12 protein-coding genes and 1 pseudogene are annotated in these 14,545 nt (G+C 44.7%); 7 read left to right on the top strand and 6 right to left on the bottom strand.

The window, feature by feature from the left end:
- Positions 1-110 precede the first annotated feature (110 nt).
- Positions 111-725, top strand: coding sequence for a helix-turn-helix domain-containing protein (locus GOL65_RS09745; protein ID WP_140919820.1), 615 nt, complete (start codon positions 111-113; stop codon positions 723-725).
- Between the two features lie 363 nt (positions 726-1,088).
- Complete coding sequence (locus tag GOL65_RS09740) at positions 1,089-3,587, top strand: fimbria/pilus outer membrane usher protein (protein ID WP_140919821.1); 2,499 nt, start codon at positions 1,089-1,091, stop codon at positions 3,585-3,587.
- On the opposite strand, the gene GOL65_RS09735 is transcribed toward GOL65_RS09740, so the two are convergent.
- Positions 3,584-4,495 carry a LysR family transcriptional regulator gene (locus GOL65_RS09735; protein ID WP_179038296.1) on the bottom strand — a complete coding sequence of 304 codons (912 nt, stop codon included), beginning with the start codon at positions 4,493-4,495 and terminating at the stop codon, positions 3,584-3,586. The genes GOL65_RS09740 and GOL65_RS09735 overlap by 4 nt on opposite strands.
- 162 nt (positions 4,496-4,657) lie before the next feature.
- Here GOL65_RS09735 and GOL65_RS09730 point away from each other — a divergent pair, with 162 nt between their 5' ends.
- From GOL65_RS09730 to GOL65_RS09715, 4 genes are all read left to right on the top strand, one after another.
- Entirely contained in the window at positions 4,658-4,891 is a 234-nt protein-coding gene (locus GOL65_RS09730) for a hypothetical protein (protein WP_140919823.1), read from the top strand.
- Between the two features lie 403 nt (positions 4,892-5,294).
- A complete protein-coding gene (locus GOL65_RS09725; protein ID WP_130590376.1) occupies positions 5,295-5,936 on the top strand; it encodes a hydrolase in 642 nt (213 codons plus the stop codon).
- Positions 5,937-5,989: 53 nt separating this feature from the next.
- Positions 5,990-6,535: an antibiotic biosynthesis monooxygenase gene (locus GOL65_RS09720; RefSeq protein ID WP_140919869.1), complete on the top strand. Its 546-nt coding sequence runs from the start codon at positions 5,990-5,992 to the stop codon at positions 6,533-6,535.
- Positions 6,536-6,556: 21 nt separating this feature from the next.
- Positions 6,557-8,425 carry an amidohydrolase gene (locus GOL65_RS09715; RefSeq protein WP_179038295.1) on the top strand — a complete coding sequence of 623 codons (1,869 nt, stop codon included), beginning with the start codon at positions 6,557-6,559 and terminating at the stop codon, positions 8,423-8,425.
- Between the two features lie 247 nt (positions 8,426-8,672).
- Here the strand turns inward: GOL65_RS09715 and GOL65_RS09710 are convergent, their stop codons facing one another.
- The gene (locus GOL65_RS09710) at positions 8,673-9,140 is read right to left on the bottom strand and encodes a NifB/NifX family molybdenum-iron cluster-binding protein (RefSeq protein WP_140919825.1); all 468 of its coding nucleotides are present in this window, start codon (positions 9,138-9,140) and stop codon (positions 8,673-8,675) included.
- Positions 9,141-9,142: 2 nt separating this feature from the next.
- Positions 9,143-9,451 carry a DUF134 domain-containing protein gene (locus tag GOL65_RS09705; RefSeq protein WP_130590379.1) on the bottom strand — a complete coding sequence of 103 codons (309 nt, stop codon included), beginning with the start codon at positions 9,449-9,451 and terminating at the stop codon, positions 9,143-9,145.
- Positions 9,452-9,929: 478 nt separating this feature from the next.
- On the opposite strand from GOL65_RS09705, the gene GOL65_RS09700 reads away from it, so the two are divergent.
- Positions 9,930-10,106, top strand: coding sequence for a hypothetical protein (locus tag GOL65_RS09700; RefSeq protein ID WP_179038294.1), 177 nt, complete (start codon positions 9,930-9,932; stop codon positions 10,104-10,106).
- 71 nt (positions 10,107-10,177) lie between these two features.
- Here GOL65_RS09700 and GOL65_RS09695 read toward each other — a convergent pair whose 3' ends face one another.
- From GOL65_RS09695 to GOL65_RS09685, 3 genes and pseudogenes are all read right to left on the bottom strand, one after another.
- Positions 10,178-10,957, bottom strand: coding sequence for a toxin-antitoxin system YwqK family antitoxin (locus tag GOL65_RS09695; RefSeq protein WP_140919826.1), 780 nt, complete (start codon positions 10,955-10,957; stop codon positions 10,178-10,180).
- Between the two features lie 160 nt (positions 10,958-11,117).
- On the bottom strand, positions 11,118-13,232 hold the full coding sequence (locus tag GOL65_RS09690) for a peptidase domain-containing ABC transporter (protein ID WP_140919827.1): 2,115 nt from the start codon (positions 13,230-13,232) through the stop codon (positions 11,118-11,120).
- Positions 13,225-14,518, bottom strand: a pseudogene (locus GOL65_RS09685) (HlyD family secretion protein). The gene GOL65_RS09690 and the pseudogene GOL65_RS09685 overlap by 8 nt, the downstream one beginning before the upstream one ends.
- Positions 14,519-14,545 lie beyond the last annotated feature (27 nt).

The following is a 14,545-nucleotide window of genomic DNA, read 5'->3' as shown; positions in this document are numbered from 1 at the left end:
AACGCTTTTATATTCTATTTAATTCGGTTAAATTAAGCTCAGACATACTCGGATAACTATGTTTATTAATTGAACCCATTATAAAAATACATTATTCAGGGATAAGAGTGATGCTTCCTATACCAGAAAGACCCGAAGAGACCATTATTAGTCTTATGTCCTTAGTGCAAGGAATGGGGAAAAGAGAACTTATTAAGCCAGGGGTAATAATTCCTAATGATGGGCCTGATATCACTATCTTTTATCAAGGTGAAGCTGAATTAAGAAGGAAGTCTGACGATCTATTGTTATTCTCAAGTGAGAATCGTCAACTTATTGGTTTGCCAATGAGTGAAACCTTTCAACGTTTTTGCTATTTGCGTACTAACAGCGTTTGCGATATTGAACTTGTTGAACGTAATGCATTTTATCAGGCAGTGGAAAAAGAGCATTGTTGGTTAGATGTTATCGCAGTGTTGTCGTACTATCATGCGGTTTTCTTGTGGCGCGATAGTTACGCCCACACTAAGAGCTCATATCTGGTCGTTCGTCACTTGCTATTTCAGCTTAATCAGTTGCCAGAGGAAAAACGCTATAGCATTAATATTGCTGAGTTTATTCAGGAACGTACTAATTTGTCTCGCAGCTATATTATGAAAGTATTATCAGATTTAAAAACCGGAGGCTATATTACCCTGAAAAAGGGGCGGTTAATTAAATTAAATCATTTGCCTGCTAAATATTAATAACATTATTTTAAGTAAGTGTCTTATATAAGGCGCTTACTTATTTGCTTTTATTTAAAAACACTACTTATCTATTTATTAAAAAAGAGATTATTTATCATTTAGTGTTTGTTTTTTGTGTGTTGTTCAGGAGTTATATTTAAATTAACTATTACAGCATTGTTAATTTAAATGGTATGAATTAATTCTTTATTGAATCGGGAATCATTTTCTGGAACAATTTATTATTATCTTTTATAACGCATATTATTAAGAATCATTATCAAAATAATAATTTTATCAGACAAGGAATGATTAGTATTGAGTAGAAATACAAGGATTAATAGATGGTTATATTACAGGCTTTATCATAGCTATTGGACTATGGTTTTTATTTTGTTACTCATTGTAACCACATGCACTATACCCCGTACCTTTGCAGAAGATGCGTTTAATCCCGCTTTTCTGTCCAGGGATATGGCCGGCTCAAGTAAGGCGAATGCATCAACAAATCATCGGTTTCAGCCGGGTGATACCTACTATGTTGATATCTATATCAACGACAAAATGATTGATACCTGGTACGTCCCTTTTCAACTGCGAGAAAACTCTGAAGGTGAAAGTAGCCTGCTGCCCTGCTTTAGTCTGGAGAATCTTAAGCAATTGGGGATTAACGTTAATATTTATCCTCAACTACAGCCAGACGAAACCAGTACTGAGTCATGCATGAACCTGTTGGCCATACCCCAAGCCCATGCAGTATTACAATTTAGCGCCCAGCGTTTAAATATCAGCTTACCCGCAGAGGCTATTACCAATGTACCCAGTGGATATGTTCCTGTAGATCGCTGGGATGACGGTATTAATGCTGTTTTGCTTAATTATAGTCTGGCCGGGGTACATAATATCGTCAGCCCAAACTCCGCTGCGGACTCGCAGTTTATTAGCTTACAGCCAGGTATTAATCTTGGCGCATGGCGTTTTCGCAACTACTCGACCTGGAACAGCAGCAATCAGGATAAGCAGTGGGAGTCCATTTATAGTTACGTTATGCGGGATATCCACACCCTGAAAAGCCAGCTGACGATTGGTGACAGCAACACCCCCTCTGATCTGTTTGATAGCGTGCCATTTCGCGGCATTCAGATTATGTCTGATGATGATATGGTTACCGATAGCTTAAACGGTTATGTTCCGGTAGTACGAGGGATAGCTCGCAGTAATGCTGAAGTGACGGTTCGTCAGAACGGTTATGTGATTTACCAATCGCATGTTGCTCCTGGCGCATTTGAAATTAATGATATTTATCCTACCGGTAGCTCCGGGGACTTAGATGTCACCATTAAAGAGGCGGATGGAAGCGAGCAGCATCTACTGGTGCCTTATGCTTCATTAGCCATGTTGCTACGTGAGGGGGTAATGAAATATAGCCTGACATCCGGTCAATATCGTTCTTACAACAATAGCATTGAAGCAACAGTCTTTACTCAATTGACCGGAAGTTATGGTTTGCCCTGGGGAATGACAGCCTATGGTGGTAGCCAGATCGCCGGTAGTAAATATCATGCGTTACAAGCGGGTTTTGGTAAAAGCATGGGGATTTTTGGCGCGCTATCTATTGATGCTACTCAGGCTAAATCCGCTCTCAGGCAGGGGGAGCATCTTATTCAAAACTATACGGGTCAATCCTTCCGTGCGCGTTATAACAAGAACATTTTACAAACCGGCACCAATGTTACGGTGGCGGGGTATCGTTACTCCACCAATGGATTTTATGGCCTGACAGATGTGCTGGAGAGCTACAACAACAGTAAAAGTTACCAAAATCGCCAGCGTAACCGTCAGGAGGCATTGGTCTCTCAAAAGATAGGCGACAGTGCGCTTTCCCTTAGCTTTATCAATGAAGATTACTGGAATAATAGCAGCACAGCTTCCGCCGGTATTGGCTATAACTTTAGCTGGGATCGTATTCGTTTTGGCCTGAACTACACCTATAGCCGTAATACCAGCGCGAGTAGCGGGGCCACTTATACTGATAGTGACCAGATTTCTGCGCTAAATATCAGCATTCCTCTGGATCGTTGGCGCTCAGGAACCAGTGCTAATTACTACATCAGTAACAGCAAAAAGGGTGGAATGACTCAAAATGCTGGCTTAAGCGGTAGTGGATTAGAGGGAAATAAACTGAGCTGGAACGCGCAAACGGGCTATGACCATAACAATCGTAATACCACCGGTAATCTGGGGATGACTTACAAAGGAGGGTATGGCGAAGCCAATACCGCCTATAGCTATGATGACTATAACCAAAAACTTAATTATGGCGTAGCGGGTGGAGTGGTCATACATCGGGATGGCATTACTTTGTCTCAGCCTTTGGGGGAGACGATAGCGTTGATTAAAGCGCCAGGTTTTAGTGATGCTAACGTAAATAATCAAACGGGTGTTTATACCGATTTCCGGGGTTATGGCGTATTACCCGGCGTACAGCCTTATCGCAGAAATCAGATATCGCTGGACGCATTAGGGGAAGTGGAAAATGACCAATTTATCCAGCAGATACGTACGACGGTTCCAACCCGAGGGGCAGTAGTGGTTACTGAATTTGATATTTATCCGGGGTATCGGGTGCTGATGACACTATTGCGCACCGAAGGTGGGCCGGTACCTTTTGGAGCGGTGGCAACGCTGGAAAACGGAGAACAGCCCCAAAGTAGTTTGGTTGGAGAAAAGGGACAAGTTTTTCTGAGCGGCCTGGAGCAGGATGGTGATGTGCTGGTTCAGTGGGGCAAGGAGCATGAGCAGTCTTGCCGGGTTAGCTATCGGTTACCAGAAGGCATTCCACCGGGCGTCATCCATGTTGTGCAACAGACCTGTAGCTAGCTGTTAGCCACCATTATTGATTTTTGTTGTTCCATTACCATATTGATAAAGATATCCCTGACGGGATTGGCAAATTTTGCATTCCAGCACATTCCCATACTCCAGCTGGCGTGCTCACCGGATAAAGGAATAATATCCACATCTGCCGGGGCGATATGAACGGCACTTCCCTGAAATATTCCAACCCCCATTCCGGTAGAAACCAGCGCCAGCATGGTTTGCATATCCTCAACATATTGAATCACTTTAGGTGCCAGGTTGTTGGCGTGCAGAAATTTTTCAATCTGATGAGAAAGGTGTGAGAAGCCGGCACAAAATCCGGTGGCTATTTGAATAAAAGGTAGCTTATTGAGTTGCTGAATATAGTTTTGTGCGTTGATCTCGGTTGAAGGATAAAAACGAGGATTAACCAGCAGAACCAAATTTTCTGTTAACAGCGTTCGGCACTCTAAACCGGCGTGTACCGGCTGGCGTAAAAATCCTATCTGTAACTGATTTTCCAACAGCGCTTCTGTCTGTTTTGAGGAGGTCATATCCACCAGTTTAATGCTAATGCTGTCATAGCGTTTTTTGAACTGAGCGGTTAACTGAGGAACTAGCTTTATTCCTGACAAACCATAGCCAATGGCCAGATTCCCCTTGATTTGACGGGCACTTTCTTGGGCAAACTGCTTAAAATCTTGTGCCTGAACAACCAGTTCTTTGGCTTTTTCATACAGCTGTTGGCCAAACGATGACAACTGGGCTCCATGGCGACCGCGGGTAAACAGAGGCGCTCCCAGCGATTGCTCCAGCGCTTTGATCTGTTTGGTTAATGCAGGTTGAGTGATAAACAGTTTTTGCGCGGCTTCTCTGAAGCTCAGAGATTCTGCAAGCACCACAAACGCATGCAACTGGCGTATTTCCATTATTCCATTCCTGTTGGTTATCACCAGAGGATAATTATTCATTATAAATAACAGCAGGCTTTTGCTGTAATCCGCTTATCGCGATGAAACATTACCCGGTAGCAAGCTTACCACTGACAACCGGATTCAGGTGGAACATTTATAACCGATTGCGGAGGATATATGAATAATAAACATTACGTTTTTTTATTAAAAGATGAAATTATTGTTCCTCAATGTTTAGAGGATAAAGAGTGTGGTGAAGTTATTAGTTCATTACTGTATCAGGGATTTGTTGTCTCTAATGTTCATATATTATCTGAGGGAACAGAAGCAGCATTAAAGAAATATCAAATGAATAAAGATAAATACAGTAATGACTTCTTTGGTATGAATATCAGTGCTGTTGTATGTTAATCAGCGATTAGTGACAGGATAGAGGCATGTTTTATGATTAAGGTAAGGCACGCTCTCTATCTTTTTGTTTATATTGATATTTATTGATGTTTTTGTTGTTTTTTACTGAGAAATTATTCATCAGTCAGGCTGATGTTGTTGTTCAGGGCTGTTGACGGAACTTAATAATAAACATTTTTATTATCTGTTAATACAATAAGTTATATCTATCTTCTTATTTTCGAAATCTATTTTTTGAAAGATATTGATTATTCCCTTTTCTTTTTTAAAGCGTATTCTTGTCAACGTATTCAGCAGTTATTAATGATTTTGTAAAGCGTTGCTGAATTTATGGCTAACTTAATATTTGGCACTATTCTTAATAGTGCTGCATGTATTCTTGTTTCTTGAAAAAGGTATGAACATGTCTATTCACGAACTTATTGATCCAAAAAATTCAACCCTCATTTTTATCGATCATCAGCCACAAATGTCTTTTGGTGTTGCCAACATCGACCGCCAGCAGTTGAAAAATAATACCGTCGCCTTAGCTAAAGCGGGGAAAATTTTTAATGTGCCGACCATTTATACTTCTGTTGAAACCGAAAGTTTCAGCGGTTATATCTGGCCTGAGCTTTTAGCTGTACATCCGGAAATCAAGCCAATCGAACGTACCTCCATGAATTCATGGGAAGATAAAGCGTTTGTTGAAGCAGTAAAAGCGACTGGTCGTAAAAAACTGATCATTTCAGCGTTGTGGACGGAAGTTTGTCTGACTTTCCCGGCACTGATGGCTTTAAAAGAAGGCTTTGAAGTTTATGTTGTGACGGATACTTCAGGCGGTACTTCTGTTGATGCCCATGAACGTGCGATTGATCGCATGGTTCAGGCCGGTGCCGTGCCGGTGACCTGGCAGCAAGTCCTGCTGGAGTACCAGCGTGACTGGGCTCGTAAAGAGACTTATGACGCGGTGATGGATTTGGTTCGTGAGCACAGTGGTGCTTATGGTATGGGCGTAGACTACGCTTATACGCTGGTACACAAAGCCGCGCCTCGCACTAAGTGATGCACCCGGATGGCGCTTTGCGCCATCCCTTCTCTTAGGGAAATCTCTTTATGATGGCGAATTCTGAGCCAGCAACGCTGGTGATTACCCACAAAATTCACACTATTCACCGATCTGACTATGAGCAATGGTTACAGCGAATTATACCTGTTGCCCAGCATTTCGAAGGTCATATGGGGGTTAACGTCATACGTCCATCCGGTGATGACGAAACCTACACGGTATTAATCCGCTTTAATTCACTGGATAACCTGTACCGCTGGACGCAGTCGGCCGAGCGGAAACAGTTAGTAGTCGATATAAAGCCGATTCTGGCCGGAGATGATGTGTTAGAAGTTCGGCCAGGCGCTGAATTCTGGTTTACACCGCCTCAGGCAGGGGTAAGTAAACCTGCACAATGGAAACAATTCATTATTTCTATTGCGGTTATTTTCCCGTCAACTCTGGTTGTTCCTTTGATATGGGGATTTCTATTTCCTCAACTGAAAGGGACCTTGCCGGGTCACTTTCTGAATGATGCCACCGTCGCCGGATTAATGGTCTATTTCTGGATGCCGATGATGACACGAATATTTGCTCGATGGCTAAAAGCCCGATAAGAGTAATTAAGGGAGATTATTATGTCTGAACATGCATCACTAATTTTAACCAACGGTAAGTTTCATACCGTTGACCGCACTCAACCTCTTGCCAGCGCTGTTGCGATTAAAGCGGGTAAGTTTCTTGCCGTAGGTAGTGACGCAGAAGTGATGCGTTATGCCGGTGAGGGCACATCAGTAGTGGACCTGAAAGGCCATACGGTGATCCCGGGTTTAAACGATTCCCACCTTCATTTGATTCGCGGCGGTTTGAATTACAATCTTGAATTACGCTGGGAAGGGGTACCTTCACTGGCTGATGCGCTAAGAATGTTAAAAGATCAGGCTGCCAGAACGCCATCGCCTCAGTGGGTACGGGTGGTTGGCGGTTGGTCTGAGTTTCAGTTTGCCGAACGCCGGATGCCTACGCTGGAAGAGCTGAATGAAGCCGCTCCGGATACGCCGGTTTTTGTTTTGCATCTCTACGATCGCGCATTGCTAAACCGTGCGGCGCTACAGGTAGTAGGGTATACCAAAGATACGCCAAACCCTCCCGGCGGTGAAATTCAGCGTGATGATAAAGGCAATCCGACCGGTATGTTGATTGCGCGTCCTAATGCAACAATTCTTTATGCCACACTGGCGAAAGGACCAAAATTGCCGCTGGAAGCGCAAATTAACTCCACCCGTCAGTTTATGCGTGAACTTAATCGCCTTGGTTTGACCAGCGCCATTGATGCCGGAGGTGGTTTTCAGAACTATCCGGAAGATTACCAAATTATCGAGCAGTTGGAGAAAGAGAACCAACTGACGGTACGTATTGCTTATAACCTGTTCACTCAGCGGCCTAAACAGGAGCTGGATGATTTTGAAAAATGGACAGATATGCTTAAACCGGGAAGCGGTAGTGATTTCTATCGCCATAACGGTGCCGGTGAGATGCTGGTGTTTTCTGCTGCTGACTTTGAAGATTTTCTACAGCCACGCCCTGATTTACCACCGGGTATGGAAGATGAACTGGAGCGTGTAGTTCATCATTTGGTAGATAATCGCTGGCCGTTCCGCTTACACGCGACTTATGATGAATCAATCAGCCGCATGCTGGATGTGTTTGAGAAGGTTAACCGGGAAGTTCCGTTTAACGGATTACACTGGTTCTTTGATCATGCTGAAACTATCAGTGAGAGAAATATCGATCGGGTAAAAGCATTAGGTGGCGGTATTGCGGTGCAGCATCGTATGGCGTTTCAGGGAGAGTATTTCGCTGAACGCTATGGTAGAGAGGCGTTAGAACATACTCCACCGGTAGCCAAAATGCTGGCCGCCGGTGTACCAGTAGGTTTAGGTACCGATGCGACTCGGGTTGCCAGCTATAACCCGTGGACTGCGCTTTACTGGTTGGTTTCTGGTCGTACCGTTGGTGGTATGGAGATGTACAGCAGCGATAATAAGTTATCGCGCGATACTGCATTAGAGCTTTGGACCGCCGGTAGTTCATGGTTTTCCAGCGATCAGGGTAAGAAAGGGCAGATAAAGGCCGGGCAGTTAGCTGATTTGGCGGTGTTATCTAAAGATTACTTCAGTGTGGCAGAAGAAGAGATTAAAGGTATTGAATCAGTCATGACAGTGGTAGACGGCAAAATTGTTTATGCCACCAGTACTTTTGCTCCGTTATCGCCACCGGCGCTACCGATTCTGCCGGACTGGTCTCCGGTTTCACTGGTTCCGGGCCATTATCGTCCTGCTCCGCCAGCCGCCAGTAAAGCGGGAATGTTTGCTCAGGTGCATCATTGCTGTGGGCCTTGTCAGGTGCATCAGCATCAACACAATATTGCCCGAGGCTCATCGATTCCGGTATCGGATGAAGGGGCGTTTTGGGGGGCGTTGGGGTGTTCTTGTTTTGCGTTTTGAGTGAGGTAGTACAGGGGTAATTTGGTGTTAGTGTATATTCCGGCCGTAATGGCATAGTGCTTAGATTGGTATTGTGCCCGGCCGGAAAACAACCTGTACTTAGCTGTGGTGCGCGTTGGGCCTGGCCGGGCTACGGGCACTTCGTTGGCTTACGCCAAGTCGACCCCCACGCCCGTCCCTCCCAACGATTGGCTTTAGCATTAACTTAGAAGAGATATAGAACTGTGTTCTATCTGCTAGCTAAAAACTAATGCTGGCAGCAGCGTTTGCCGCCGTGTTGGTGGCAGCCTTCTGTTTTCTCGCCGGTTTCATGTTCTTCGTCATGGTGGCAGCCACATCCGCCGGACTCTTTTTTGGTTTCATAGTTTACAGAGCGGCGGCCCTGTGATGAGTCGGTCAGGGCGGTTAGGGGAAGGTTTTCAGAGGCGCCCAGTATTTGTGTATCTAACTGGCTATGGTCGATTTGAAATACTGCCAGATTACGATCCAGCAGTTTGCCTAGCATGCGTTCACCTATGTTGCGGGTGATGACGCGTTCTGTTTTTTGTTTGCCAAGCAGATTTAATAAAGCTTTTTTACCGGCGCAGCCCGATTCGCGAGCAGGGTTTATATGGTGGCATACCACACGACCTTCTCCGTTGATAAAGATAAAGCTGTCTGCTTTGGTAAAGTGTCCGGCAATGCGATCGTGGCTAATGGGTACGGCAGTTATCATGGTTAGTTTTCCTTCTCTATTTTTTCATCTTCAATTTTTCGGTTCATCAGTAGCGCTTTGCCCTGACTCAGACACTCCACCACTTTAAATCGTCCGGCTTTGAGTACGTTTGCCAGGGTTTGTCGGGAAACTCCCATTTGTATCGCTGCTTCTTGTTGCTGCATGCCGAGATAGTCAACCAAACGCAGTGCTTCAAATTCGTCGTCATAGAGTTGTACTTCATCCAGCAAACGCATCGGAATACCGTTAGGTTTAAAGCAGCTGTTAGCGGGCTGGCCGCAGATTTTACGGGGGATTTTTGGTCTCGACATAGAGGCTCCTGATTGGCATATGCCATATACTTTACGCTTAGTTTATAGCTTATGCCAGAAATTATGTATTGGAGAGGAGGATTTAGGGTAGGCGGTATAATATTTATAAGTAGTAGTCAGCTGTTGATAAATCCTTGCAAACCCCACCCCAATTTTCAAATTTTTGCGGTACAGCGTGGAAAGTTTTAATTCTCTGGTGAATTCCAGTAATTGGGCATTGACCCTTTAACTGTGCATATATACCGTACGGTGACTGTCTGCTGATAAAAGCGGTCGGTTTAAAATAGCGAAACCCCGCAGTGATGCAACACATACGGGGTTTCTGACCACAACGTTAGAGGTACTAACATCATGGCTATTGAGAAGCATACCCAAACTCACCCTGAATTTATACATTACCCTCGATCCAGTTTCAGATCCGGATCTAATAAACGATCCTCTTTTTCAGCCAGTTGCCTGAAAAGTGGGGGTTATCATCATGTTTGATGTTACTGATATCCGCCCAAACGATCCGCTGGAGCTGGCGGAACAGTGTATGGCCCTTGCCAGTGCGATCATTCATATTGAACAGGTCGCAGTGAAGGAATCATTACAGTTTATTTTGCATGAAAAGATGGCGGCCTTGTTCAGCGTGCTTAACCAGCTTGAGAAGTGATAGTTTCAGATGTGGTAACGGTTTCCTGACTGGGAGGCCGTTATAGGGCCCTCTATGGGTAATTCGCCAGACTATGGTATAGGGTTGCCGTTTTCATCCCATTTTTTACTGGTACCCAGCAATTGACCCTGATCATACAGGCTTTCTTCTTTGAGCTGCCCATTCTGGTACCAATATTTCCATGAGCCGTGTTTACGGTGGTCATTAATGTAATTACCTTCAGACTGTTTTTGACCATTTTCGTACCACCAGATTTCAGTCGCTAACTCTTTACCTCGCTGATAGCGTTTTTCAGAACGAGGAAGGCTATCTTTATACCACCAGAGCTCAGTGCCGGTGAGATCGCCGCTTTTTACTTCTTGAAATAAGAGGTTCCCATTTTCATGCCAGCCAGACCAGGTACCAACAGGTACACCGTTAGCATACAGAAACTCGAACTCTTTTTGTCCATCGGGATACCATCCAATGTAGCGGCCATCAATACTAATATTAACCATTGTGTAATCATCCAGAGTTTTGTTGAGATCCTGTGGGTCTTTGATCACAAAAGGTTCCGTGTAGGCATGGTGGGTTTGGCTATAGAAATCCTGAACAATATAGCGTTGTTGGCTATCTCTACTTATCAGGATCCGATATGTATGGCTGCTGTTTTTATCAGTAACGGCGAAATCCTTAAAGTAAGCAATAACGCAGTTTTCTTGAGAATCGGTATTACGGCAATCGGGAATATTGGTATGAATAAGTATTGGTGAGGGTTGGGTGTGGCCAACAGAAATTGAGAACAGTGCTGTGAATAACAATGGCGAAAATTCAATGAGTTCTTTTATGTTCTTCCCTGATAGTGCAGACATATAAAGTTATTCTCTGTCCATGTAGTCGATATAGATGGCTATTATTGAAGCAGATTATACAACAGCTTTATGACAGTAAACATTCTGGCTCCGGAAGGGATAAAAAACGGCCTCGAATATTTAGGCCGTTGTAATAATCGGAATAGGGTTGTCAATTTGGTCAGGACTCGACGACAGGATCCAGATCAATCACCCGATCGGCGCTTTCAATAGTTGAAAGACGATGGGCAATAAAGATTCTGGTGACTTTAAGCGCCGAAATCGCCGCATTAATATGTGCTTCATTGGCGGTATCCAGATGGCTGGTGGCTTCATCAAGAAACAGCAAACTTGGTCGACGATACAATGCGCGCGCGATCAGCAGGCGCTGTTTCTGTCCGCCGGACAGGCTGCCGCCTAACTCAGTAATCAGCGTTTCGTATCCCATCGGCATACGCATGATCTCTTCATGAATATTGCAGTATTTGGCACATTCAATTACCCAGTCGTTATCTTTCTGAGCTTCAAAACTGGAGATATTATCGGCGATGGAACCAGCAAAAAGCTTGTCATCCTGTAATACACAGGCGATATATCTGCGGTAATTGTTAACTCCGACTTTGTTAATATCAATATCGTTGGCAAGCACTTCCCCCTGTGTGGGTGACAACAAGCCCGCCATCACTTTCATCAGGGTGGTTTTACCAATGCCCGATGGACCAATAATCGCGACGTTCTCCCCTGGTTCTATTTTCAAATTCAGATTAGAAAAAATAGGGGCCGACAGATTGTCATAACGAAATTCCACATTGCGAACTTCAAAGCCCAGCGGTTGATTCTCAGGAAATACCATATTATTAGGCTGAGTGACCTCTGGCTCAGAGAAGACGATATCGGTAAGTCGCTCGCTGTGCAGCGATAGCATTTTCAACTCCAGCGCCAGATTAATCAGATTGGCTGAGCGTTCTGAGAACTGACCACGATAAGCGTTAAATGCTACGAACATTCCCAATGTCATATGTCCGTCAATCACCATGGATGCGCCCAGCCACAGAATAACCACTTGATCTACCATACCCAGCAGCGTATTCATGCCGCCAAATACCATATCCAACTTGGTCAGACGGATATTGGCATTGGTGGTATCGATATTCAGATTGAGCCAGTATTGCCCGCGGGTGGAGGTTAGTCCCAGCGCTTTCAGGGTACTGATGCCATACAGCGTCTCCATAAAGTGGGAGTTAGCTTTTGCACCTTTGATGATTTGCTCTTCTGATGCCTGTCGGTAGTATTGATAGGTGGAAAGGCGCAGGACCATATATAACACGGTAAAACCCAGCACTACCCACACCAGCCAGCCGCCGTATAGCAGCATCATAATAAACACACCAATGGCCATCAGGCTGTCGATAATGCTACTGACTAAATTATGGGTTAGCGTAGTGCGGATGGTATCCAGCGAACTAAAGCGAGATTGAATATCACCCAGTTTACGTTTTTCAAAGTAAGCGAGAGGAAGCTTCATTAAATGGTCGAACAGACCAGCTTTCCACTGTACGCCAACCAGCGCTTCCATCACCAGTGACGTCCAGGAACGCAGCATACCAACAAAGGTGCGGAACAGAATAAAGAACAGTAACCCCAGACAGATCAACCCAAGCAGATCGTGATCCTCTGCCAGAATGACATGGTCCATTACTAACTGAGTCCCTACGGGTATCAGTAAGTTAACTGCTTCAATAACAATAGACAGAGCAAATACCTTAATCAGGAATCCTTTCAGACCCTCGATATGGCTCATCATGCTCCACAGGCTTAAACGACTGGTTTGGTTATAAGGTAAAAATTCGTTTCCCGGCCAAAGTTCTAATGCCACGCCGGTGAAGTGTTGTGACATCTCTTGTTCACTGACAACCCGCCGGCCAAACGCCGGGTCGTGTAGAACAAACTTATTGCGTTTCACCGCCACCAAAACCACGAAGTGGTTTAAATCCCAGTGAAGAATGCAGGGGGTTTTGAGCTGGTTAACTTCATTAAGGTCCAGCGTTAACGCCCGGCTTTTCAGATTGATCTCAGAAGCGGTATTGATGACCACGCCCAAAGTGGCACCGTGAGATGAAATACCAAAGCGGCGACGTAAATTGAACAGGTCGACGTTCATACCATAATGGCGGCAGATCATCGCCAGACAGGCGAGTCCGCATTCTGCGGCTTCGGTTTGCAGTATCTGAGGTACTTTTTTGCGCATGCTAAAATTCAGGCTTTCTAACAGATGGGTGAAGGCTGCCTTATCCATTTACGGGCCCCGTTATGCTCTTTTTGATGTCGTAAAAAGGTGAAAGCATCCATTGATACAGGGGGCGTTTCTCCAGAAACAGGGTGGTTTGTGCTCTCATACCGCTGGTTAGGCGCAGCTCTTTGTTGGCTAACATAAAGTGGTGGCTATCCAGTGCGACAATGACTTAATAGTAAGACTGAGCTGTTCCGCCGTCTGTGGCACGCGGTGCACTGCTGTAGGTGGACATCTCCTGAATAGATGCCGGTACCGCCGAAACGGTTTGAACGGTTCCCGGAAACATGACCAAACTTTTGATAGGGGAAGGCATCATAACGAATATTGATGCGATCGCCAGGTGATACATAAGGCAGGCTGTTGTTTGGCAGCCAAAGTACCAGATAGTAGGCGTTGATACTGGTTGGAATTAACTGCGCCAGACTATCGCCCGGATTAACCATTTGTCCTTCAGTGACGCTCAGTGACTCTATTTTGCCATCGCTGGGAGCATTGATAATTAACATTCCGGCAGCATCAGCTTCAGTTAGCTGACGCTGTAGTTCATTGAGTTGATACTGGTATTGAGCAATCTGATTATCAAAATCGGCAGCGCTGGTGGTCAGTTCACTTTGCAGATTGCCGATCTTCAGATTTTCCTGAATAATTTGTGTATTCAGTGCCTGATAGGAACTCTGCTGCTGGTAATAGAGGTAACGCTGGTTGTTAAACTGCTCTTTATTCACCAGACCCTGCCGTTGGTATTCCTCATAGTTTTTCATGCTTTGGCGCATTTCTTCTACACCCTTAGCGGCATTATTGACCAGGAATTGAGATTTCTTATTAGCAGCCTCTGATTGAGCGATCTGTTGTTTTATATTTTCTTGCGTTGCCTGCTTATTTTTTTCCAGCTTGGTGATAATCCCTTCAACATGAACAAGCTGTTTTTCAATTGCTTCAGTGGTGTGAATTGTGACATTACCAGAGCGAGCAATACGGCTAACGTCCAACTGATAGAGTGCGGTACCTTTGGTTACTTCAACGCCTGCATCAACCAACAGCTTTGAAATAAAACCTTGTTGCGGAGCAAAAATGTTAATAGCCCGAGGCTGAGTGACTATTTCACCATTAACGTTTATGCGACGGGTATAGTTACCAAAGGTTAACGATATAACCAAAACGATAATAAAAAATGTGGAGGCGCAGGCAATAATCCATGCGGGATAGCCAGTAACCAGTAACGCAGTACCTGTCCACTTAGCTTTTTGGTGTTCTATCGCTTCCTGGCGAAATAAACGACGCTTTTCCATGCCTGCATATCCTGATTGCCGATTTAG

This window comes from Limnobaculum xujianqingii (assembly GCF_013394855.1).
Classification (GTDB): Bacteria; Pseudomonadota; Gammaproteobacteria; order Enterobacterales; family Enterobacteriaceae; genus Limnobaculum; species Limnobaculum xujianqingii.
The sequence above is the reverse complement of the archived record's forward strand: the minus strand, read 5'-3'. Positions and strand labels throughout refer to the sequence as shown.

Coding starts and splice junctions, on each gene's coding strand:
- GOL65_RS09745 (WP_140919820.1), top strand. CDS start 111: ATGCTTCCTATACCAGAAAGACCCGAAGAGACCATTATTAGTCTTATG.
- GOL65_RS09740 (WP_140919821.1), top strand. CDS start 1,089: ATGGTTTTTATTTTGTTACTCATTGTAACCACATGCACTATACCCCGT.
- GOL65_RS09735 (WP_179038296.1), bottom strand. CDS start 4,495: ATGGAAATACGCCAGTTGCATGCGTTTGTGGTGCTTGCAGAATCTCTG.
- GOL65_RS09730 (WP_140919823.1), top strand. CDS start 4,658: ATGAATAATAAACATTACGTTTTTTTATTAAAAGATGAAATTATTGTT.
- GOL65_RS09725 (WP_130590376.1), top strand. CDS start 5,295: ATGTCTATTCACGAACTTATTGATCCAAAAAATTCAACCCTCATTTTT.
- GOL65_RS09720 (WP_140919869.1), top strand. CDS start 5,990: ATGGCGAATTCTGAGCCAGCAACGCTGGTGATTACCCACAAAATTCAC.
- GOL65_RS09715 (WP_179038295.1), top strand. CDS start 6,557: ATGTCTGAACATGCATCACTAATTTTAACCAACGGTAAGTTTCATACC.
- GOL65_RS09710 (WP_140919825.1), bottom strand. CDS start 9,140: ATGATAACTGCCGTACCCATTAGCCACGATCGCATTGCCGGACACTTT.
- GOL65_RS09705 (WP_130590379.1), bottom strand. CDS start 9,451: ATGTCGAGACCAAAAATCCCCCGTAAAATCTGCGGCCAGCCCGCTAAC.
- GOL65_RS09700 (WP_179038294.1), top strand. CDS start 9,930: ATGTTTGATGTTACTGATATCCGCCCAAACGATCCGCTGGAGCTGGCG.
- GOL65_RS09695 (WP_140919826.1), bottom strand. CDS start 10,957: ATGTCTGCACTATCAGGGAAGAACATAAAAGAACTCATTGAATTTTCG.
- GOL65_RS09690 (WP_140919827.1), bottom strand. CDS start 13,232: ATGGATAAGGCAGCCTTCACCCATCTGTTAGAAAGCCTGAATTTTAGC.